This window comes from Rhizorhabdus sp. P4_G5 (assembly GCF_056401065.1).
Window position 1 is genome coordinate 177488 of sequence record NZ_JBFUKB010000004.1, and the last position, 20523, is coordinate 198010.

Annotated in this window: 22 protein-coding genes; 6 read left to right on the plus strand and 16 right to left on the minus strand. The window is 64.7% G+C overall.

Going from position 1 to position 20523, the window contains the following annotated elements; all coding sequences use genetic code 11:
* Positions 1-7: 7 nt before the first annotated feature.
* From AC1DQK_RS09010 to AC1DQK_RS09030, 5 genes are all read right to left on the minus strand, one after another.
* Entirely contained in the window at positions 8-709 is a 702-nt protein-coding gene (locus AC1DQK_RS09010) for a hypothetical protein (protein WP_477869584.1), read from the minus strand.
* A 196-nt stretch (positions 710-905) separates the two neighbouring features.
* Positions 906-2072 (minus strand): KpsE/RkpR family capsule polysaccharide export protein, encoded by a 1167-nt coding sequence (locus AC1DQK_RS09015; protein ID WP_477869586.1) that lies wholly within the window; start codon positions 2070-2072, stop codon positions 906-908.
* 32 nt (positions 2073-2104) lie between these two features.
* The gene (locus tag AC1DQK_RS09020) at positions 2105-2899 is read right to left on the minus strand and encodes an ABC transporter permease (RefSeq protein WP_477869588.1); all 795 of its coding nucleotides are present in this window, start codon (positions 2897-2899) and stop codon (positions 2105-2107) included.
* On the minus strand, positions 2896-4206 hold the full coding sequence (locus AC1DQK_RS09025; RefSeq protein ID WP_477869590.1) for a glycosyltransferase family 4 protein: 1311 nt from the start codon (positions 4204-4206) through the stop codon (positions 2896-2898). Before AC1DQK_RS09025 ends, AC1DQK_RS09020 begins: the two co-directional genes overlap by 4 nt.
* Positions 4203-6560 (minus strand): glycosyltransferase family 4 protein, encoded by a 2358-nt coding sequence (locus tag AC1DQK_RS09030; protein ID WP_477869592.1) that lies wholly within the window; start codon positions 6558-6560, stop codon positions 4203-4205. The genes AC1DQK_RS09025 and AC1DQK_RS09030 overlap by 4 nt, the downstream gene beginning before the upstream one ends.
* A gap of 219 nt (positions 6561-6779) precedes the next feature.
* Here AC1DQK_RS09030 and rfbC point away from each other — a divergent pair, with 219 nt between their 5' ends.
* From rfbC to AC1DQK_RS09055, 5 genes are read left to right on the plus strand one after another with little or no spacing between them, the layout of a single operon-like run.
* The gene (gene rfbC / locus AC1DQK_RS09035) at positions 6780-7367 is read left to right on the plus strand and encodes a dTDP-4-dehydrorhamnose 3,5-epimerase (protein ID WP_477869594.1); all 588 of its coding nucleotides are present in this window, start codon (positions 6780-6782) and stop codon (positions 7365-7367) included.
* 40 nt (positions 7368-7407) lie between these two features.
* Complete coding sequence (rfbB, locus tag AC1DQK_RS09040; protein ID WP_477869596.1) at positions 7408-8466, plus strand: dTDP-glucose 4,6-dehydratase; 1059 nt, start codon at positions 7408-7410, stop codon at positions 8464-8466.
* Positions 8463-9356: a dTDP-4-dehydrorhamnose reductase gene (rfbD, locus tag AC1DQK_RS09045; protein ID WP_477869598.1), complete on the plus strand. Its 894-nt coding sequence runs from the start codon at positions 8463-8465 to the stop codon at positions 9354-9356. The genes rfbB and rfbD overlap by 4 nt, the downstream gene beginning before the upstream one ends.
* Entirely contained in the window at positions 9353-10222 is an 870-nt protein-coding gene (gene rfbA / locus AC1DQK_RS09050) for a glucose-1-phosphate thymidylyltransferase RfbA (RefSeq protein WP_477869600.1), read from the plus strand. The genes rfbD and rfbA overlap by 4 nt, the downstream gene beginning before the upstream one ends.
* Positions 10222-10716, plus strand: a complete 495-nt coding sequence (locus tag AC1DQK_RS09055; protein ID WP_477869602.1) for a Crp/Fnr family transcriptional regulator — start codon at positions 10222-10224, stop codon at positions 10714-10716. Before rfbA ends, AC1DQK_RS09055 begins: the two co-directional genes overlap by 1 nt.
* Positions 10717-10724: 8 nt before the next feature.
* Here the strand turns inward: AC1DQK_RS09055 and AC1DQK_RS09060 are convergent, their stop codons facing one another.
* The 10 genes from AC1DQK_RS09060 to AC1DQK_RS09105 all read right to left on the minus strand — a co-directional run bounded on the left by AC1DQK_RS09060 (position 10725) and on the right by AC1DQK_RS09105 (position 19011).
* Positions 10725-11216, minus strand: coding sequence for an SRPBCC family protein (locus AC1DQK_RS09060; RefSeq protein WP_477869604.1), 492 nt, complete (start codon positions 11214-11216; stop codon positions 10725-10727).
* Positions 11209-11553, minus strand: a complete 345-nt coding sequence (locus AC1DQK_RS09065; protein ID WP_477869606.1) for an ArsR/SmtB family transcription factor — start codon at positions 11551-11553, stop codon at positions 11209-11211. Before AC1DQK_RS09065 ends, AC1DQK_RS09060 begins: the two co-directional genes overlap by 8 nt.
* Positions 11554-11671: 118 nt before the next feature.
* Positions 11672-12004 (minus strand): hypothetical protein, encoded by a 333-nt coding sequence (locus tag AC1DQK_RS09070; protein WP_477869608.1) that lies wholly within the window; start codon positions 12002-12004, stop codon positions 11672-11674.
* A 46-nt stretch (positions 12005-12050) separates the two neighbouring features.
* Positions 12051-12515, minus strand: coding sequence for a CAP domain-containing protein (locus AC1DQK_RS09075; protein ID WP_477869609.1), 465 nt, complete (start codon positions 12513-12515; stop codon positions 12051-12053).
* 133 nt (positions 12516-12648) lie between these two features.
* Positions 12649-13290 carry a L,D-transpeptidase family protein gene (locus tag AC1DQK_RS09080; protein ID WP_477869611.1) on the minus strand — a complete coding sequence of 214 codons (642 nt, stop codon included), beginning with the start codon at positions 13288-13290 and terminating at the stop codon, positions 12649-12651.
* The gene (locus AC1DQK_RS09085; protein ID WP_477869613.1) at positions 13277-13792 is read right to left on the minus strand and encodes a PEPxxWA-CTERM sorting domain-containing protein; all 516 of its coding nucleotides are present in this window, start codon (positions 13790-13792) and stop codon (positions 13277-13279) included. The genes AC1DQK_RS09080 and AC1DQK_RS09085 overlap by 14 nt, the downstream gene beginning before the upstream one ends.
* A gap of 302 nt (positions 13793-14094) precedes the next feature.
* Positions 14095-15204: a methyl-accepting chemotaxis protein gene (locus AC1DQK_RS09090; RefSeq protein WP_477869622.1), complete on the minus strand. Its 1110-nt coding sequence runs from the start codon at positions 15202-15204 to the stop codon at positions 14095-14097.
* 103 nt (positions 15205-15307) lie between these two features.
* Positions 15308-16015 carry a tetratricopeptide repeat protein gene (locus AC1DQK_RS09095; protein ID WP_477869624.1) on the minus strand — a complete coding sequence of 236 codons (708 nt, stop codon included), beginning with the start codon at positions 16013-16015 and terminating at the stop codon, positions 15308-15310.
* A 116-nt stretch (positions 16016-16131) separates the two neighbouring features.
* Entirely contained in the window at positions 16132-18657 is a 2526-nt protein-coding gene (locus AC1DQK_RS09100) for a TonB-dependent receptor (protein ID WP_477869626.1), read from the minus strand.
* Positions 18658-18765: 108 nt separating this feature from the next.
* Complete coding sequence (locus AC1DQK_RS09105; protein WP_477869628.1) at positions 18766-19011, minus strand: hypothetical protein; 246 nt, start codon at positions 19009-19011, stop codon at positions 18766-18768.
* Between the two features lie 126 nt (positions 19012-19137).
* On the opposite strand from AC1DQK_RS09105, the gene trxB reads away from it, so the two are divergent.
* The gene (gene trxB / locus AC1DQK_RS09110; RefSeq protein ID WP_477869630.1) at positions 19138-20112 is read left to right on the plus strand and encodes a thioredoxin-disulfide reductase; all 975 of its coding nucleotides are present in this window, start codon (positions 19138-19140) and stop codon (positions 20110-20112) included.
* A gap of 48 nt (positions 20113-20160) precedes the next feature.
* Here the strand turns inward: trxB and AC1DQK_RS09115 are convergent, their stop codons facing one another.
* Entirely contained in the window at positions 20161-20433 is a 273-nt protein-coding gene (locus tag AC1DQK_RS09115; RefSeq protein WP_477869632.1) for an acyl carrier protein, read from the minus strand.
* Positions 20434-20523: the final 90 nt, after the last annotated feature.

Below are 20523 nucleotides of genomic sequence, written 5' to 3' on the forward strand. Positions count from 1 at the left end.
AAGATAATCATGGTAGCGGCTTGCTGCCATGACGGAATGGCCGCATCCGATATTCCTTACTCGCCAACATCTCTGCTGCTACAAATCGCACGCCGTTTTCGGGGCCTGCATCACGAACATATCGGGCATAGGCAGCAAGCCCGCCTTCATCCGGCTCCCGCTCCAGTATGGCCCTATATAATGCGGTTACCATCGTTGCGGAGAGATCGGCCGACCGCCCCAGAATAGCGTCGACATGGGTTTCCAGCGTGACTGTGCGCTGTTCCAGGTCGGGGCTGAGCGAGCGTAGCAGTTGGCGGATGAAGCGCGCGTCATGCGAGTTGACTACGCTGCCATCGTCATAGTGCAGCGCCGTGCGGAGCGTTGGATCTTGCTGGAGCAATTCGAATAGCATCGATTGGTCGCTGTTTCCGTCGTCCCAGATCTCCATGCGGCGCAATTCGCCCTCGTCGATCTGCAAATATCGGTCGAGCCACCGTACCGCGATTTCGCGACCCTTTGGCTCGCTAAGGTTCAGCAGCAGCACGCCTGCGTTGATACACCATGGATACGGCGCGCCCTGGATAGTCGTCATGATGCCTGCACAGGCCGGCCTAGCCCCTAGATAGGCGACGAGATCGAATTCGAGATCATGGATATAGGCATCGGCGTCGAGATAGATCGCCCAGCCTGTGAACCCCCGATCGAGCAGCTCGCGGAACTGGAACATGCGATTGAATGTCGCATGCCAGGGAAAATATCCCCGTTTGATCCCGACATAGCTCTCATATCCGAAACCGTGACGCCGGCAATATTCGGTTACCGTCCGCGCTGTGGCGTCTAGCATCCGCTTGTAGCGAAACGGGTCGGCAGTCTGCAGGAAAACGATGTCCAAGGCGAACTCCGTCGGACGTTTCGACCTCAGCCTACAGCGAATGCTCGCGAACGCCCGCCACCAGCAGCCAGCCGATGCCATAGGCGATCATCAGCGACAGGAAGACGGTCAGTACGATCTTGCCACGCTCCGGAAACTCCGACTTCACCGGCATGTTGGGATCGACCACGCGGACGATGTAGAGTTGCTGCTTCATCGCCGCGTCGCGGGCTTTTTCCAGGTTCGCGGCGGCGACTTCGTAGCGTTTCATCGCGAAGTCCTGGCGGATCTGGAGATCCTGGTAATTGCCCAGCCGCGCCGCGATCGCGCTGCCGCCGCCGGTCAGCTTTCCGGTCTGGCCGGCGACCTGCGCTTCCAGAGCCCGGACGCGCGCGGCGATGGCGACGAATTGCGGGCTGTTGGGGGAGATGATCCCGCGCATCGCGTTGAGTTGCGCCCGCGCCGTCGTAAGCTGGCCCTGAAGGGTGGTGACGAGGGTCAGCTGCGCCTTGCCGGAACCTTCGGGGTCGAGGTCGCCGCGCTGCTGGCGGAACATTGTGAGCCGCGATTGCACCGCAGCGAGCGAATCTTCCGCTTCGGCGAGTTGGCGGCGCGCGGTCGCCAGCGCGTCATTCTGGCTGCGGCGGTTGATAAGGTTCACCCGCTGCTCGCCCATCTGCAGCAGCTGGTTGATGATCGCGTAGGAATCGGCTGGCCGAAAGCTGCGCACCTGCAGCGTGGTGATGCCGGTTTCCTGGTTGAACTTCACGTCGACCTGCTTGCGATAATAGCGCAGCAGCATCTCGGGCGTGGGGTCGGAGAACCATAGCCGGGTGGCGATGTCGGCCTCCGGCCTGCGGAAGCGATCGACCAGGCCGACAGCCGCGTTGAGCCGCAGTGCCGCCTGCTGCGAATCCAGATAGTCGTTGACGCTGATCGCATCGGCGCGCGCCTGCGACAGCCCCGCCGACAGGCCTAGGAACTGGCCGAGGCCGCTGGACGGCAGCGGTGAACTGTCCGATGTCTTGACCACGAAATGGGCTTCGGACTGATATTGATCGGCCGCGATCAGATAATAATAGATGCCGACCAGCACGGTCGGCAGCATCACGATGATGAGGAACCACTTGTTCCGGCGCGCCCAATCCGACGCGGCGGCGAACCGATCGGGTTGGCCGACGCTGTCATGGGAAGATTGCGGCTTGATGATTCCGTGCATCGGTCGTCCAAATAATATCGGGCTGAGGTCTATTACTGCAGGTGAACGCGGCTGCGAACCCGCCTTATGCCGATCAGGCCGCTATAGGTCAAAAAGGCGCAGCAGGCCGTGATGTAGCCGGCAAACAGATGTTTGTCCGATGCGCCTTCGAACATGCCGTAGCGGGCATATTCGAACAGGTCGGCCATTGGATTCCAGTCCATGATCCGTTGCAGATTATAAGGCAGCCATTCGGTCGCCACGAACGCCCCAGACAACGGCATCATGAAGTATGAAATCGGGTGGACCAGGCGCTGCAGCGTCGGCTTGTCGAACGTGATCGCGGTGACGTTCAGGCCCAGCGCGAAGGACAGCCAGATCATCCAGCCGATCCCGGCCAGCAGGTAGAGCGGCCGCGCCGGAAAGTCCGCATAGCCCAGCGGGATCGCCAGCCCGATCAGGATCACCAGCGTGCAGAAGCAGCCGGCCGCCTCGATCACCACCCGCGCGATCGACAGGTTCAGCACCGAGATCATCCGGTGATACATCAGCGGCAGGCTGCTCTCGAGGATGCTCTCCGCACGGTTGAAGATGCCGCGGAAGATGATGAAGATGCAGTAGCCGATCAGCGACATCGCCACCGGCGGGATGTTCGTGCCCAGATGCCCCGGCTGGAAGGCGTGGAGCGCGCCGATCACGGTGGCCAGCATCAGCGGCTCGCCGATCAGCCAGAGATAGCCGATATTGTTGCGGCCGAAGCGCGTGTGCAGCTCGCGCAATACCAGTGCGCCGATCACGTTGAGCTGGAGGGTCAGCTCGTCATAGAAGCTCGATCGGGCGGCGGTCATGCGAGAACGCCCGCGCGCGCGTCGATCTCACGGACCAGATCGAGCAGGACCTCGACATGCGCGCGCCAGCTGGGCGGGCTCCAACCGTGCAGCCGCTCCAGCTGCGCGGTGCGTCTGTCGCCTCGATCCGCGCTATAGTCCATGATCGTCCTGATCCACTCCGGCCCGTCCAAAGGGTCTATGAAGTCGGGAACGATGCCGCCGGCTTCGCGCAACGCGGGCAGGTCGCTGCAGATCACCGGGGTCCCGCACAGCAGCGCCTCGGTCACCGGCATTCCGAATCCTTCCGCAAAGGAAGGGCATAGCAGCGCCCGGGCGTGCCGCAAGAGGGTGCTCACCGAGCTGTCCGAAAGCCCGGAATATTCGTGGATGTGGCCCTGGATTGCGGTGCAGCGGTCGAGCATGTCGACGACATTCTCATTTTCCCAGCCGCGCCGCCCGACGATCGCGAGATGGGGCGTCCGCTCGGGGCCGAGCGTTTCGACCATCCGGCGCCAGATGTTGAGCAGCAGCAGGTGGTTCTTGCGCGGCTCAATCGTGCTCAGCACCACGAAATAGGGCTGGGGGATGGACGGCGGCCTGTCGTCGCCCGCGGGCAGCGGATCGCTACCCAGATGGGCGATGCTGATGGCCGGCGCGGTGCTGCTGCGGTTCAGGAAGCGCTGCATCGAATGCGCCGTCGCCTGGCTGTTGGCGATCAACCCGTCGGCGAGTTCGGCCATCGTCCTGATCCGCCGTTCATGGGTGGCGGCGCCGTCGGGCCGGGCATATTCGGGAAACTCGATCGGGATCAGGTCGTGCACCAGGCAGATCAGTCGTGCGTCTTCCGCGCGCAGCTTCGCGCGGACCCGATCCGGGCTGTGGAGATGGTGCGGAGAGGCCTGGACATAATAGCGGCGCACGCCGGCATCGGCCCGCGGAACCCGGCGTGGACGCAGCCGCGCCAGGTTGCGCGCGGCGCTGCGGAGGAGCGCGCCCCGGCCCGGCTTGCCCTGGCTGGCCCAGCGTGCCTCGGTTTCGTCCAGGAAGCGGGTCACCGCCGCGTGCGGCAGCCGGCCGTAGAAGCCGAACGGATTGATGGCGGCGAAGCGCAGCTGGCCTGGAATCAGCGACAGCAGGGTGCGCGCATAGACCAGTTCGACGCGGTCGATCCCGGTTGGCATCGCGTGCAGGGTCCGCGACAACAGCCGCGAGAGGTCGAGAACGATCTCTGCGCCGGCCGGCAGCAAGGGCGATGGAGCGGCTTCCCCCGATGCGGCCATGGTCGTCATGGCGCGGCTTGTATCGCGGATGGGGAGCGCCGTCATCTTTCCCGATACGCGTCGATCGTGTCGAGCCGCCCCAGCGCCAGCGCTTCGATGAAGTCGTGCCGGGTCAGCAGATCCTCGGCGGCGTGGAGGAAGAAGCCCCCGACGAAGTAGGTGATGATGACGCCGTCCGCGGCCGGGACCGCGTCGACCCGGACCTTCACGTCATGGGTCCGCTTCGCGGCGGCGATCTCGAACGAGACCCATTTTTCCTCGCGCGCACGGATCTCGCCGCTCTGGGTGGCGTCGCCGACACGCATGCTCCATTGCGCCAGGCCTGCCTCGTCGCCGCGCAGCCGGAACAGGATTCGTAGCCTGAGATGGGGGCCCTTGAACCGAAGCAGCAGCTCGCCGCCCTCGGGCCGTACCCGGCAGCCCCGGTCCTCGGGCCAATGCCATCCGAGGTTCGACCGGAAGCCCTCGCCGGTGTGGATGCCGCGCCAGATGCGGGTGGACTCGTTGCGCGTAATCGGATGCCAGGCACCGACACGCACCGTCGGCGGTGGCGGGATGACGACGCCGCCGCGTCGCACGGTATCGCGCCGCGCGAAGCGATCGAGTTCGTCGGTGATCTGATGCGCCAGCTCGCTCCAGGCGCGGGGACGGAAGCCGGCGGCGATCTTCGCCTCCAGCGCGCCGCGATGATCCGCATCGAGGATCAGCCGCTCCGCCGTCTCGACCAGCGCTGGCACCGAGCCGGCCGCGGCATAGACGGCGAAAGCGCCGCCAGCCTCGGGGAGCGAGGCGGCATCGGAGATCAGCGGCACCTTGCCATGGCCCAGCGACTCCGTGACCGGAAGGCCCCAGCCTTCATAGAGGCTGGGATAAATGGTGAACCGGCAGGTCCGGTACAGCAGCGACAGTTCTTCGTCGGTCAGCCGCGACAGCATCGAGACCTTGGCGGCCAGCGCCGGGTCGCGGGCGAGGCGCTCATAGATGCGATCGTTCAGCCAGCCGCGGTTGCCCACGCACACGAGCTGCGGAACCGCATCTGCGCCATGGCGCGCGATCAGGTCGGCCCAGGCGTCGAACGCGACCATATGGCCCTTGCGGGATTCGATCGTCGAGACGAACAGCACGAAACCGTCCGGCTTGAGCTGCCACCGGTCGAGCGCCCGCGCCGGCAGCTCGGACGCCGCAGCCTTGCGGAAATCGGTGTCGAGCGGGATCACCGCGATGTCGGATGGCTCGATCTTGTAGCCCAGCGTCGCCGCCACGCGCAGCAGGTCCTTACGGGTCGCCTGCGAGTTCACCAGGAAGTGGTCGGCATGGTCGAACACCCCGATCACCCAGCTGATGAAGTCCTGGGTCAGCTCGCGCACGCAGTGTTGCGGCGCCATGATCGGGATCATGTCGTGGACGAAGGGGATGTAGCGGATGCCGCGGGTCTTCTTGGCGTGGCGAACGAACAGAAAATAATTCTGCAGCCACCAGCTGGTGCCCAGATTGACCAGCGAGGCGCCGCGCGGAAATTCGAACGGATGGGTCAGCGACAGGAACAGGCGCAGGTTCGCCACCGCCTCGGTCCATTCTCGATCGAAACGGTCGCCACCCGACGTACTCAGTCGCGCGATGCTCTGCATCCGCTCGAGCGGCAGCTCCAGCCACTCGTCTCGCCCGGCGATGAAACAGCACAGCCGGATTTCGCGATCGTTAGCGTGGGCCAACGCCCCCTCGATCGTTTCGATCTGGACGCGCTGAATCCCGGTCGGAAGCCGGGCATTGCCATAATAGGCGATCAGGTCCGAGATATCGAACACCAGCGCCGGCGGGGCATCGGCAGCCTCCTCGCCGGACACCTGCTCGGACATGTTTTCGGTGAGGATGATGCGGAGCTGCGTCAGCAGCGGCGCTTCGGCGGCGCGAGGCGGTAGCCGTTCCAGCCGCTCACGCAGCAGCGCCGCCAGTCCGGCCCGATCGACTTCGCCCTGGTGGGCCAGCAGGTGGAGCAGCTCGTCGGCTTCGTGCGGGGCTTTTTCGCCGGCATGCAGCGCGCTGAGAAAGTAGCCGATCGCGATTTCGGGCCTGCTCAGCTGCTTGTAGAGGTGAGCCAGGAAGACATAGGCTTCGGCAAGATCGGGCTGACGCGCGGCCGCCTGCCCATAAGCCTCGATCGCGGGCACCAGCGCGCCCTGTTCCTTGAGCGCATGGCCTAGCTGGACCCAGATCGGGACCAGCTCCGGATCGTCGGCTACCGCAGCGCGATAGGCTTCGGCCGCAGCTTGCCAGTCGCGGCGGTCGCGCGCCATGTTGCCGCGCTGCACATCCGATGGTGCCGCGGGCGGGTTGCTCCCACCCAGCTTCGTCCAGGCGCGCTTCAGGTGACGCAAGGCAGTCACCACGTCAGCCAGCATCCAGCGGCGAGAGGCTGCGCGGGAATGTTGCGCCGGACACGCCGCCCTTGAGGTGAACGAAGATCATGTTTCTCAACCATCTCGAGGGGAAGCTCGCGCCGCGTCGTAAAGGAGCCTTTAACGCGCTGCAATATCGATATCTCGCGCCTGCGATCATGCCGCCCACTGGACAGAACGCCCTGGCCCTGCGATCCGCCGTCGCAGCCAGACGGGGAGACGATGTTGCCGGTAAAGCTGATCCACACGCGCCGCTTCGGTGACGATCGCGGATGGTTCGTCGAATCCTATCACCGTCCGCGCTGGTCGGCGGAGGGGGTGGCGGAGGAATTCGTCCAGGACAATCACAGCTACTCGAAGCAGCCGGGCACGATCCGCGGCATCCATTTCCAGGCGCCGCCGCATGCCCAGGCCAAACTGGTCCGCTGCACCCGCGGCCGGATCGTCGACTATGCGGTCGACCTGCGCGCCGGTTCCCCCAGCTATGGCCGCCATGTCGCGGCCGAACTGTCGGCCGACAATGGCGACCAGCTCTATATCCCGATCGGCTTCGGGCACGCCTTCGTCACGCTCGAGCCCGATAGCGAGATCATGTACAAGGTGTCGGACGTCTATGCGCCGGAGTGCGACGGCGGCATCAGCTGGGATTGCCCGACGATCGGCATCGACTGGCCGCTGCCGCCGGGCGGTCCGGTGCTGTCGGCCAAGGACATGGCGTTGCCCGCGCTCGCCGGCTGGGATAGCCCCTTCGCCTATGACGGCGAGCCGCTAGACCTTGATCGTTTCCGCCCTGATCGGGCCGAAACGTGAATCACGGTCTCAACAGCCTTCCGCTGTGAACGGAGAGACGATGCGTATCCTGGTCACCGGCGGCGCCGGCTTCATCGGATCGGCGCTGATCCGCCACCTGATCGGCGAGACCGGGCATGAGGTGCTCAATCTCGACAAGCTGACCTATGCCGGGCTGCTGAGTTCGCTGGCGCCGGTGGCCGGCAGCGCGCGCTACCGGTTCGTGCAGGGCGACATCTGCGACGGCGCGCTGGTCGGCCGCCTGCTCGCCGAGTTCCAGCCCGACGTGATCGCCCACCTCGCCGCCGAAAGCCATGTCGACCGTTCGATCGATGGGCCGGGCGCGTTCATCCAGACCAACATGGTCGGCACCTTCACGATGCTGCAGCAGGCGCTCGGCTATTGGCAGGGGCTCGACGCGGCGCGCCAGGCGGCCTTCCGCTTCCACCACATTTCCACCGACGAGGTGTTCGGCTCGCTCGGCCCCGAAGGGCTGTTCACCGAGAGCAGCGCCTATGATCCGCGCTCGCCCTATTCGGCGTCGAAGGCGGGATCGGATCATCTCGTCCGCGCCTGGGGCCACACCTATGGGCTGCCGGTGCTCGTCACCAACTGCTCGAACAATTACGGGCCTTATCATTTCCCCGAGAAGCTGATTCCGCTGATCATCATCCGCGCGCTCGCCGGTGAGCCACTGCCGGTCTATGGCGACGGCTCCAATGTCCGCGACTGGCTGTTCGTCGAGGATCATGCCCGCGCCTTGCGCACCGTGTTCGAGCGCGGCTTGCCCGGCGAAACCTATAATGTCGGCGGCAATTCCGAACGCCGCAACATCGACGTGGTCACGGCGATCTGCGCGACGCTCGACCGGCTGAGCCCACGCGTCGACGGCAGGCGCTATGCCGAACAGATCGGCTTCGTCGCCGATCGCCCAGGTCATGACCACCGTTATGCGATCGACGCCGCGAAGATCCGCGATGCGCTGGGGTGGGAGCCGCAGGTCAGCTTCGAACAGGGCATCGAGCACACCGTCCGCTGGTATCTCGACAATCGCGGCTGGTGGGGCGACATCCTCGCCGGGCGCTACGATACCGGCCGGCTGGGCCTGGCCAAGGCATGACGATGCGCAACATCCTCGTCACTGGCGGGCAGGGGCAGATCGGCCTCGAACTGGCGCGGCAGGACTGGCCGGCAGATATGTCTATACATTACCCGACCCGCGCCGAACTCGACATTGCTTCGCAGGTCAGCCTCGCCGCCTATCTGCGCGGCAGGCGCTTCGATGCGATCGTCAACTGCGCCGCCTATACCGCGGTCGATAAGGCCGAGCGGGATCGCGACGCCGCCTTCCTGGTCAATGGCGAGGCGCCGGGCTGGCTGGCGGACACCGGTATTCCGCTAATCCATGTCTCGACCGACTATGTGTTCGACGGCAGCAAGGATGGTTTCTACACCGAGGATGATCCTGTCGCCCCGCTCGGCGTCTATGGCGCCTCGAAGCGCGAGGGCGAGCGCGCGGTGCTCGCGGGGCAGTCGCGCTCGGTGATCCTGCGCACCGCCTGGGTGCTGTCCGCTCATCGCGGCAATTTCCTCAAGACGATGCTCCGCGCCGCCACCGCCAACCCGAAGCTGCGCGTGGTCGACGACCAGCATGGCTGCCCGACATCGGCGCAGGACATCGCGTCCGCGATCCGCACCATCGTCCGGCGGCTGGTCGACGGCCCGCGGGCGTCCACCGGCATCTATCACTTCGTCAACGCCGGCGAGGCGAGCTGGTGCGACCTCGCCCGCCAGATCTTCGCGCTGAGCGCGGCGGCCGGCGGTCCCACAGCCGAGGTCGAGGCGATTACCACAGCCGATTATCCCACGCCGGCCAGACGGCCCGCCAACTCGCGCCTGTCGACCGCGAAGGTAGCCGCCGACTATGGCATCCAACCGCGCGACTGGCGCCGCGCCATCCGGGACATTATCGATGAGCTGGTAAGGCCGGGCGGGGGCGTGATTCGGTGAAGGGCATCATATTGGCGGGCGGCTCCGGCACGCGCCTGCATCCCATGACGGCGGTCACGTCCAAGCAGCTGATGCCGGTCTATGACAAGCCGATGATCTATTATCCGCTGTCGACCCTGATGCTCGCCGGGATCCGCGAGGTGCTGGTCATCTCCACGCCGCGCGACACCCCTGGTTTCGAGGCGCTGCTGGGCGATGGCAGCCAATGGGGCATGGCGATCAGCTATGCCGTCCAGCCGAGCCCCGATGGCCTGGCCCAGGCTTACATCATCGGCGCGGATTTCGTGGGGCAAGGGCCGTCGGCGCTGATCCTCGGCGACAATATCTTCTACGGCCATGGCTCGACCGAGCTGTTCAAGAGCGCCGTCGCGCGCACCGAGGGGGCGACGGTGTTCGCCTACCATGTCACCGATCCCGAACGCTATGGCGTGGTCGCGTTCGACGACAAGATGCGGGCGGTGTCGATCGAGGAGAAGCCGGCGGCGCCGCAATCGAACTGGGCGGTGACCGGCCTCTATTTCTACGACGCCGACGTGGTCGACATCGCCCGCTCGCTGAAGCCTTCGGCGCGCGGCGAGCTGGAGATCACCGACGTCAACAAGGCCTATCTCGCCGCGGGCAAGCTCTCGGTCGAACTGATGGGCCGCGGCTATGCCTGGCTCGACACCGGCACGCCCGACAGCCTGATCGAGGCCGCAGAGTTCGTCCGCACCCTTGAGAAACGCCAGGGTTTCAAGATAGCCTGCCCGGAGGAGGTCGCCTATGATCAGGGTTTCATCGATGCCGCCCAGGTCGAGCGGCTCGCCGACGCGCTCGGCAAGAGCGCCTATGGCGCCTATCTGCGCCATTCGGTGCTGAAGCGCTGATGCAGAACGCCCGATACATCGCCGCCGGCCTCAGCGATGCCGACATGCTGTGGCTGCTCTCGATGGGCAAGCTGCGCAGTCTCAAGGCCGGCGAGAAGCTGGTCGTCGCAGGCAAGCCGATCGCCGACCTGTTCTTCGTGACGAGCGGCCTGCTCGGCGTGGTCCATGAGGACGGCGTCCGCGTCGCCCAGCTGCTGCGCGGCGACGTGGTCGGCGAGATGTCCTTCGTCGAACGCCACGCGCCGCTGGTGTCGGTGGTGGGCGAGGAGCCCTCCGAAGTCCTGGCGATTCCCCGCAAGCTGATCCTCCAGCGCTTCGAGGAGGAGCCGGTGTTCGCGGCGCGCTTCTACCGCGCGCTGTCCGTGTTCCTGTCCGAACGCCTGCGCGAGACGACGGCTGCGGTGCGGGTGGCGGCGGAAGACGAGAGCCGGATCAGGGCCGACAAGGCGGCGCGCGCGCGCTTCGCGCGGTTGTTCGCGAAGTCGGGGCCATAGAATGATCCTCACTCCTTGTCTTTATAACGCAGGTCCAGTTTCGACAGCTGGCTGGTGAAGCCTTCCTTCTGCATCGCCGTGGTCGCGGCATCGTGCATCCGGCTCAACGTGACCACCATGCGCACCCTGCCGTCCGCGACGGGAAAGAAGTCGACGGTGATCGTGCTGTCATAGGGCGCTACGCCCGGCAGGAAATCGATCACCTGGGTCAGGACGAGCCGCTCGTTCGGCTTGTACTCGGTGAACCTGCCCCGGCAGGGCTGGGATGTGGGCGCGCCCATCTTCTCCATTGCGGCGATCGCCTCGGGCGTGTCGGCGACCATGTCGTAGACCAGCGCGCCGTCGAGGCGCGCTTCGATGCGATGGACGTTGGCACGGAACTGATCGGGCCCCCACCAGGATTCGAACCCATCCTTGGTCGTCCAAAGCGCCCAGAGCTCCTCGACATCGGCCTGGTAGCTGCGCTCGATAACGAGATTGGACTCGATCTGGTCATTCATCATCCGAGCTCCTTCTGTGCTTCCTTAGCTGCTGGCGGGCGGCGAGGGCGTCGCCGAAACGGTCGAGGCGGGCTTCCCAGAGCTGGCGATATGTGGCGAGCCAGGCGTCGAGCTCGCGAAAGCGATCGGGTTTCAGCGAATAGAGCCGCCGCTGCCCCTCCGGCCGCATCGTGACGAAGCCGGCGTCGTGCAGGATGCGCAGATGACGCGATACGCCGGACTGGTGAATGCCGGCTTCGGCGACGAGATCATTGACCTGTCGCTCGCCGCGGCTGAGCGCATCGACGACCCGGCGGCGGGCGGGATCCGCGAGAACATGGAAGAGATCTACCTGCATAAGCATGTATATGCACAACGGAGCATATTTCGTCAACGACCGACGTCCATCGAGTCCGCACTCCCAAGAGGGCGGACTCGATCGGTCGATCCAGCAGTCCGATATCAGTTGCTGCGGGTCACCGGGTGCCGGGCCGGGCCAGATAGTCCGCCAGCTCTTCCTTCGTGATCCGCCCGTTGCCGTCCGCATCCGCCATGTTGAACTCCTCGGCCATCGTGGCGGGCTCGGCCGCGCCCTGCGAGGCTGCGGTCCGCGTCGGTTTGCCGCCTCGCCACACCGTACTCATCCAATGGCCGAACTCGTGCGGAGTGAGCTCGACATCGCGGGGGACGCCGCGAGTGCGGGTGAGCGGCCGGTCGTCGGCCGTGGCGCCGGAATTGCGGGGTGCGCAATGCCCCGCGGAGGATAGCGCGGCGGCGATGGCGGCGACGAGATACAGGTTTTTCACCATGCCCGCTCAACGCCCGGGCCGGCATCTTCGATCCCTCGCCCGGCTGCTACAAGGGCAGCTGCCCCCGGTAATTTCCCGCCGCGCTATAGCGGCATACCAGGACGTCTTCGACGGCCCCGGATGCGGTGGCGCAGCCGACCCTGGTGGTGTTGCGCCAGATGAGCTGGGTGTAATGCCCGACATCGGCGACATTGCCGGTCGTGCTGTTGTCGGGAAATCTTCCAGCCACGAAGAAACGCTTCTCCCGCACCCAGGCCGCGACCATGCGCTCGAGCGAGAAATAGTTCTTCGTACCTGCCCACAGATTCTCGCCTTCGGGATCGAAGCTTCTTTCCGGGGCATGATGGAAGGAGCCGGTCGCTGCGAGCTGATCGGCCCAGCCGCGGGCAGACTCCGACAGGGCGTCGTCCCAGACGAGGGGCGGCACGCCGACCGCTTCGCGCTCCCGGTTATGGGCGGCGAGAAGACGATCCTCCGCATTGAGCGTCGCCGTCGATCCACCGCTTAACATCGGCGCAAACAAGGTTAACAAAAGGTAACCGACTTTACGGCGGTAGTGGCGCTGAAGCATAGACAAAATCCCGGCTGAGCGGAGATTTTGTCAGGATTGCGTCAACACAAGGTTAACAAATACCCGATGGTGATCAGGTTGCGCTTGCTGCGTGCTGCCGGATTGCCACGACGTCACCCTTCCTCATGGCGCTGAATAGGTGCGCGGCAAAGCCGTTCGGAATGCCAATGCAGCCATGGGTGGCATAGCCTTCGCGAACCGAGCTCGCGTGGATCGCGACGCCGTCCATCGTAAGTCGCAGCATGTAGTTCATGTCGGCGTCATACAGCGTGGACCGATGCCGCTGGTCGCGTTCGATGATCGCAAACAGGCCGGTCGGTGTCGGCGTGCCGTCGGACCCGTACAGGATGACGGCGGAACCGATTTCATGTCCGGCCCTGAAGACGGAGATTGTCTGAAGCGACAGATCCACCAATATCCAGCTCGGCCCGGCCGGAACATCCTTCTCGTCCCAGACGAAATCGCCGAATCGCATTTTCTTGCGGATGTTGAGCAGGCTCCTGATCGGGAAGCGATGTCGGCCGCCGATCCATTCCGATTCCGAATGGGCGGGATAGTAGATCCGATCGGCTTTTTCCTTGTGTGGCGGGGCCGCCTGAAGTGCCGGTGGGGTAGCCGGCGGCGCCTCGGCGGCCACGGGTGCCAGCAGCGCGGCAGCCAGGAACGTCGTGAACCGCAAAGCCTTCGACGTCGGAACTCGTTCAGGCGCAGCCATGGCGTTTCGAGGGGCGGATGCGATCGCCCCGCGGACCGTGGCGGCGGCGCCGGACGGCTGCTCCGGTGACGAAGAAGCCGATGATCATCATCGCCCAGGTGGAGAGTTCCGGCACCGCCGGTATCGATTCCGAGACTGTCGCCGGATAATCGATACCGCCCGATCCGACCGGCAATGGTGGCGATCCGGCAAAGAAGGCAGTCCGTTCCGGTATCACTGGTGTGGAGAATAGCGGCGGAGGGCCGAAGCTGTCGAAGGGGGCAAAGGGCGGCTGGTCGAAGTCAACAGGTGTCTCTCGCACGCCGGAAAGCACGCGCTCGGCCGGCGACGACGCCATCTGATGATAGGGCTTCTTTTGTAGAGTATCGCCCACGCGTGATCCTGGCGAACGATAGGCCATATCCAGAAACGGATCCTCGAAAGGTGAATAACTGGATACTTGTGAACTATAAGATTGGATATTTGGAGATGCTGCCATACCTCCAATGATAAAAAATCCCACCAATATGGAACTTATTCCAGGCACTGTCTTCCAGCGTCGACTGAAGGTGCGATGTAGTCCTGTTAATAGCCGCCTGTTCATGACAAATTAACATGGGACAAAAGCATACGTTCCGAATGGTGCGCATCCGTTACAATATTTTTCTTTATGAAGGTGTAATGAGTGGAGCGGGGAGCAGTCCGCCGTCAACAATAGTTCGGGCCGCACAGGCAGGAACCGAGCAATGTCGCCCATTTCATCGGCGTGGCGTCGCCATAAGCCCGGAGCGGAAGGGCGCCTGGGTAGCCGCCTGCCCGATCCTGTCAGCCGCGATCGAAATGGGCGATGTTATCGCTTCCAGCGCCGACACGTCCGACGCGCTTGGCCATCATGCTCGTGGCACGTTCGGTGGCCGATTTGGTATCGCTGGCGAGCTTCTTCACTTCGCTTGCCACCACGGCAAATCCGCGACCCGCCTCGCCCGCCCGTGCGGCCTCGATTGTCGCGTTGATCGCCAGAAGATTCGTGTGGGCGGCAATGCCGTTGATGACGGCGATGATCTTCGAGACCTCGCCGATCATGCTCTGAAGCTCGTCGCCGCGCTGCTCCAGATCGTCGCGGAAGCCGTCGCTCTCCTCCAGCCGATCACGAACCTCGCGTTCGTGCCGAACCTGGTCCGAGACGTCGCTGGCGAATTTGATGATCTTCCAGGGGCGGCCATCGGCATCGAGCACGGGATTATAGGTGGCCTGGATCCATATGTCGCTGCCATCACTGGCCCGGCGCCGATAGCGGCCTGCCTGATATTCGCCGCGTCCCAGCCGATGCCAGAACTGGCGATATTCCTCGGAGCCGACGAGGTCGCTCGAGCAGAGCAGGCTATGATGCTGCCCGATGAGGTCACGCTCGTCATATCCGAAGATGTTCAGGAAATTCTCGTTGGCGCAGATGATGACGCCATCGAGCTTGAACTCGATCACGGCCTGCGATCGCAGGATCGCCTTCACAGTGCCTTCGAAATCGGCGTTGCGTTTCTTCGTGGCGGTGATGTCGGATGCGATCTTCAGGATGCACTCGAGCCGGCCATCGTCGCCGATAATCGGATTATATGTCGCCTGCAGCCGTAGCTCGCGGCCGCCCCGGCCGATCCGCCTATACTCGCCGCCATCGAAGGACCCGCCGGCGAGCTTCTCCCAGAAGCGGCGATAGTCGACGCTCTGCGCATAGCCCGCGCTGCAGAACATGCTGTGATGACGTCCGACGATGTCGGTGAGCGCATATCCCATGATATCGAGGAAGAGCTGGTTGCACCACAGGATGGTGCCGTCCGGTCCCAATTCCATGACGGCCTGGGATCGGCAGATTGCGGCAAACGCATCGCGCTCGCGTGCCAGAGCCGGTCGGGACGGCGGATCGATTACTGGGAAATCCATCGGCGCATATGTAGCAAAAGATGGTTAAGGGCGGGTGAAGGCGCGTGCAATCGGAGCATTGCGGCCCAGCACCGGGGCGCAAATATGGGATACTGGGCTTGCGCTACCGCAGCGCCGGGCGGCTCTCGAGCCAGGTCTCAAGCTTCTCCAGGAACGCCGGCGTCGCCGTTTCAGGCACCCGCGCGAGCCAGGCCCGCGCCTCGTCGATCCGGCCGGCGTCGGCCAGCATGCGGGCATGATTGAAGCGGCCCCGGAAATCGCCGCCCTCCGCCGCGCGCTGATACCAGCGTGCCGCCTCGGCCAGGTCGCGCTCGACCACCCAGCCATCCTCGTGGAAGCTGCCGACAAAGTTCATCGCCTTGGCATTGCCCATCGCCGCCGCGCGGCGGAACAGAGCAAGCGCGGCGGGTTTGTCCTCGGCCACGCCTTCGCCCAGTGCCAGCGCGGTCGCATAATTATAGAGGCCCCAGTCCAGCCCACGGTCGGCGGCCGCCTTGAACCATTGGGCGGCGCGCGCTTTGTCGACCGCCACGCCCCAGCCGAGATCATAGCAGCGGCCCATCATGTTGATCGCCATGGCGTGGCCCTGGCGCGCCGCCTTGTCGAACCAGCCGACCGCCGCCCTCGGGTCGGCGGCGACACCCGCGCCGTCGAGCAGCATCTGGCCATAGACAGCCTGCGCCTCGGCGATGCCACCCTCGGCCGCGACCGCCACGAAGGCGGCGCGCTGCTCGGGCGGGCCGGAGAGACGGCGGGCGACCTCCTCGGCCGACATGGCCATGATCGCTTCGATGGTGAGGGCTTCGGTCATGACGACTGCTTCATCCGATCTTCTGCGTCATTCCGGCGAAGGCCGGAATCTCGGGAGAATAGCGCCCAGTCTCCCGAGACCCCGGCCTCCGCCGGGGTGACGGTTGGAAGGCGGCCTCAATATTTGAAGCTGAGTGTCGCGAAGGCCGAGCGGCCGGGCGCGATCGTCGCATAATGCGAGGTGTAGACCTGGCTGAAATAGGTCTTGTTGGTCAGGTTCTGGACGTTGACCGCCAGATCGATATTGTCGTTGATCTTGTAGCTGAGCCGCGCGTCGAAGCGCCAGTAGCTCGGCACCGCGCGGGCCAGAGTCCGGGTTATCGGCGTCACCGTTATCACGCCGGCGCTCGTCTGGGTCGCGCGGCGGTCGTCGCCATAACCGCCGAACACCTTGCTCGAATAGAAGGCACCGCCGCCGACCGACAAGGCCTCGGTGACCTTATAGTTGGTCCACAATGTGAAGCTGTGCTTGGCGGTCTGCGGGAACCGCTTGCCGGTCATCGCCGAGGGCACCGCAAACGGCTTCGCATCCTGACCGGGAACGGCGGCAGCGGTCAGTGTCGTGAAGCCGCCGTTGATGACTTTGGCGTCGAGATAGGTGTAGCCGCCGAAGACGTTCCATTCGTCGGTGATGTTGCCGTTGAAACCCAACTCGATACCGCGAATGCGCCGCTCGCCGATATAGGCGGCGGTATTGGCATCACTGGTCACGCGGGCATTCTTGGTCTTGGTCTGGAAGCCTGCGGCGGTCAGCGATAGTCCACCCCCGAACAGATCGGCCTTGGCGCCGATTTCGAAAGATTTGGTCTTCTCGACCTTTAGCGCGTTCTTCGCGGCGTCCTTGAGTGCGGCTATCGCCGTTGCAGCCTGTGCCGGCGTGACCGTATTGGCGATGGTGCCGAGGCCGTTCTGTTCCTGGCCTTCGCCGATCAGGCTGTTCGGGGGTGTCGCTGCGGTCGCGTAGGATGCGTAGACGCTGGTGTCTGGCGTCGGTTTGAAGATCGCTCCCGCCTGCCAATTAAAGATATTGTCGGTTCGACGGATTTCCGGGCGTTGGCCAGCGAAAATCGGCAGCAGCGTGCGCGAGGCGAAACGGTCGTAGCGCGCGCCGAGGTTGATGATCAGCTGCTCGGTCAACGTAATCGAGTCGAAGGCGTAGAGCGCCCGGGTATTGCCATGGTTGATCGTTCGGGCGGCCGGCGCCGCGCGGGCGATCGGCGTGGGAACGCCGGTCGCGGTGTCGTTGGAATAGTTGATCCACGGATCGTTCGGGTCCGGGTTGAACAGGCTCGTGCAATAATAGCGCGCGACCGCCAGCGTTGAGCAGCGGGGATTGATGGACGACCCGGTAGAGAGGACTAGGGCGCCGCGCTCGGCGCGTTCCCAGCTCAGCTCGCCGCCGATCGCGAAGCTGTGCTTGATCGCGCCGGTTTCGACCGTGCCGTACAGATCGGTCTGGTTGATGACGGCATCGGTGCTGCCGAAGCGGGTGTTGGCGCGGCGCCAGACCTGTCCACCGGGCTGTCCTGCCAGGTTGGCCGGATTGCCGAAGACGTTGCCAGTTGAATCGTCGGGCAGCAGGAAGCTGTAGGCTTGCGACGTATGGCTGAAGCGCGAGGTGTTGCGCAGCTTCACCGTGCCGAAGTCATGCTCGATGCGCATGGTCGCCTGATCGGTCTTGCTGTCGCGGAAGTCGCGGTTCTTGAGGCCGTAGAAGGTGTCCCGGCCGATATGGCCGGTGACGCCGCTGGCGGTCGTGACATTCCCCAGCGCAGGCGTCGTGATCGTGTTGCCCAAGGGCGCGTTGCAGATCGTGGCCGAGCAGGCATAGAGGAAGGGCAGGCCGCTGTCGGGCAGCTCGTCGGTGTCGAGGTGATAATAGCTGAGCGTCAGCCTGGTCGGCCCGTCCATGCCGATCGTCACCGACGGCGCGATGCCCCAGCGCTTCTGGTAAATAGCGTCGCGGCCCGCGACGTCCTGATCGTGCCACATCGCGTTCAGTCGGACGGCGATGCTGTCCGACAGGCGATAATTCACATCGCCGGTGATCCGCTTGTAATCGTCGGTGCCGTAGCTCCCCGACCCGGCGAAGAATGTTTCGCGCTCGGGGAGCTTGGAGATCACGTTGAGCGAACCGCCGGCGCTGCCCCGGCCCCCGAGTGTGGAGTCCGAACCGCGTACCACCTGGATCTGCTCGACCGCGAAGATCTCGCGGGTTTGCGCGCCGATGTCGCGGACGCCGTCGAGATAGGTCGAACCCTGGCTGTCGAAGCCCCGGATGAAGGGCCGGTCGCCGATCGGATTGCCGCCTTCGGCCGCGCCGAAGGTTATCCCGGGAACGGTGCGCAGCGCGTCGACCAGGGTCGCCGCGCCGGTGTCCTTGATGACCTGCTTGTCGACGACCACGATCGAGCGTGGCGTATCGAGCAGCGGGGCAACTGCCTTGGGGCTCTCGACGCGCTCGCCCTTATAGCCCTCCTCGTCGATCGCGGTGTCGGTCACCGTCATTCCGCCGAGCCGCTTCTCGCCGCCGGCGGGCTGGCCGCTGTCCTGCGCCAGCGCCGGTGCGGAGGCGATGAAGCCGATGCAGCCTAGCGCGAGGAAGGCCGGGGTGTGGGTTGTCGGTCGGTTGGTCGATGACATAATATTCCTCTCATGGCGGCTATTCCGCTGTTCATGAGGGAGCTATTGATAATCACTCGCAAGAGTGTCAACCGCTTTTTGATAATAATTCGCATTTAGCGATAGGCTTCAGCCTCGCCCACCCATCGCTTCCGTGATCTTCTGGAATGTCGCGGGCAAATGCTGCCGGATGTCGCTCACCGTCTTGCCGAGCAGCGGATTCGCCTGGAACGCCGGCGACGAGGTGGCCAGGGCAATGGCGAGCAGGCAACTGCAAAACACCAGTTTCAGCGCCGCTTTGCCGCATTCCTGCCCTCGAAGGCTGCGCAGTCGTCGAATTTTCATGGCCCGCCAATCCCGCCTATAGCACTGCATAGATTTTCGAGTTCCGTAACGACCGAAAGCTAAGGGCTGGTAAAGCGGGGGCGGTTGCCAAGCTGGTCCATGCACCCCTATCTGAATTCCTGACACTCTAACCCGAATCCCGGAGCGCCAGCGCCTATGACCGCCACTCACTCGACCCGCATGCTGATCCTCGGATCGGGCCCGGCCGGCCTGTCCGCCGCGATCTATGGCGCGCGCGCCGGGCTCGCGCCGATCGTGGTGCAGGGGCTGCAGCCCGGCGGCCAGCTCACCATCACCACCGATGTCGAGAATTACCCCGGCTTCCGCGACGTGATCCAGGGGCCGTGGCTGATGGAAGAGATGCGGGCGCAGGCCGAGCATGTCGGGGCGACCATGATCTGGGACATGATCGTCGATGTCGACCTGAGCGAGCGGCCCTTCCGCCTGCGCGGCGACGGCGGCACGCTCTATGTCTGCGACACGCTGGTGATCGCGACCGGCGCGCAGGCCAAGTGGCTGGGCATCGACGGAGAGCAGGAGCTGGGCGGCAAGGGCGTGTCGGCCTGCGCGACCTGCGACGGCTTCTTCTATCGCGGCAAGAAGGTCGCGGTGATCGGCGGCGGCAACACCGCGGTCGAGGAGGCATTGTACCTGACCAACCACAGCCAGGACGTGACGCTGATCCATCGCCGCGATTCGCTGCGCGCCGAGAAGATCCTGCAGGAACGGCTGTTCGCGCATCCCAATGTGAAGGTGCTGTGGAACAAGCAGGTCGAGCGCTTCGTCGGCGGCGAGGGCAATCAGGGCCTGGTCGCCATCGCGCTGAAGGACAGCGAGACCGGCGAGCCGTCGAGCCTGGCGGTCGATGGCGGTTTCGTGGCCATCGGGCACCATCCCTCGACCGAGCTGTTCCGCGGCCATCTGGAATTGGACGAGGACGGCTATCTGATCGTCGAGAAGGGTGGCACCCGGACGAATGTGCCCGGCGTGTTCGGCTGCGGCGACGTATCGGACAAGCTCTACCGGCAGGCCGTCACGGCGGCGGGCACCGGCTGCATGGCGGCGCTCGATGCCGAGCGCTTTCTCGCGGAGGCGGACTTCGAATCGAAGGCCGACGCCAAGGCGGCTTGAGCCAGGCTCCCCTTCCTTGCGAGGGAGGGGCAGCGAGGATGTGCCGCGTCAGCCTTTCGCCTTGCCCCGGACGAAGGCGACCAGCGCGCCGAAGCTTTCAAGCATCTCCCCGTCGACCTCGTCGTCGTCGATGATGATGTGAAGCCGGTCCTCCAGCTCGGTGAGCAGCCCGGCAACGGCCATGGAGTCGAGTTCGGGCAGCGCACCGAACAGCGCGGTCTCCGCGGTGAACCCGGCGACGCGGCGCGCGTCCAGCGCGAGCACGTCGACGAGCACCGCGCGCACCACATCCCCAGTGACATCAGGATCGGTCACGCCCACCTATCAAGCCCCTCCAGTCCTCGGACGCGGTCCAACTAGACGGATCGCGCAATCCGGACAAGGATTGGCGTGCGAAATAAGCTAGCTGTT

Coding starts and splice junctions, on each gene's coding strand:
- rfbD (WP_477869598.1), top strand. CDS start 8,463: ATGACGATGCGCAACATCCTCGTCACTGGCGGGCAGGGGCAGATCGGC.
- AC1DQK_RS09030 (WP_477869592.1), bottom strand. CDS start 6,560: ATGCTGGCTGACGTGGTGACTGCCTTGCGTCACCTGAAGCGCGCCTGG.
- trxB (WP_477869630.1), top strand. CDS start 19,138: ATGACCGCCACTCACTCGACCCGCATGCTGATCCTCGGATCGGGCCCG.
- AC1DQK_RS09095 (WP_477869624.1), bottom strand. CDS start 16,015: ATGACCGAAGCCCTCACCATCGAAGCGATCATGGCCATGTCGGCCGAG.
- AC1DQK_RS09010 (WP_477869584.1), bottom strand. CDS start 709: ATGTTCCAGTTCCGCGAGCTGCTCGATCGGGGGTTCACAGGCTGGGCG.
- AC1DQK_RS09100 (WP_477869626.1), bottom strand. CDS start 18,657: ATGTCATCGACCAACCGACCGACAACCCACACCCCGGCCTTCCTCGCG.
- AC1DQK_RS09055 (WP_477869602.1), top strand. CDS start 10,222: ATGCAGAACGCCCGATACATCGCCGCCGGCCTCAGCGATGCCGACATG.
- AC1DQK_RS09105 (WP_477869628.1), bottom strand. CDS start 19,011: ATGCAGTGCTATAGGCGGGATTGGCGGGCCATGAAAATTCGACGACTG.
- AC1DQK_RS09075 (WP_477869609.1), bottom strand. CDS start 12,515: ATGTTAAGCGGTGGATCGACGGCGACGCTCAATGCGGAGGATCGTCTT.
- AC1DQK_RS09090 (WP_477869622.1), bottom strand. CDS start 15,204: ATGGATTTCCCAGTAATCGATCCGCCGTCCCGACCGGCTCTGGCACGC.
- AC1DQK_RS09060 (WP_477869604.1), bottom strand. CDS start 11,216: ATGAATGACCAGATCGAGTCCAATCTCGTTATCGAGCGCAGCTACCAG.
- AC1DQK_RS09015 (WP_477869586.1), bottom strand. CDS start 2,072: ATGCACGGAATCATCAAGCCGCAATCTTCCCATGACAGCGTCGGCCAA.
- AC1DQK_RS09065 (WP_477869606.1), bottom strand. CDS start 11,553: ATGCAGGTAGATCTCTTCCATGTTCTCGCGGATCCCGCCCGCCGCCGG.
- rfbC (WP_477869594.1), top strand. CDS start 6,780: ATGTTGCCGGTAAAGCTGATCCACACGCGCCGCTTCGGTGACGATCGC.
- rfbB (WP_477869596.1), top strand. CDS start 7,408: ATGCGTATCCTGGTCACCGGCGGCGCCGGCTTCATCGGATCGGCGCTG.
- AC1DQK_RS09070 (WP_477869608.1), bottom strand. CDS start 12,004: ATGGTGAAAAACCTGTATCTCGTCGCCGCCATCGCCGCCGCGCTATCC.
- AC1DQK_RS09025 (WP_477869590.1), bottom strand. CDS start 4,206: ATGACGGCGCTCCCCATCCGCGATACAAGCCGCGCCATGACGACCATG.
- AC1DQK_RS09020 (WP_477869588.1), bottom strand. CDS start 2,899: ATGACCGCCGCCCGATCGAGCTTCTATGACGAGCTGACCCTCCAGCTC.
- AC1DQK_RS09080 (WP_477869611.1), bottom strand. CDS start 13,290: ATGGCTGCGCCTGAACGAGTTCCGACGTCGAAGGCTTTGCGGTTCACG.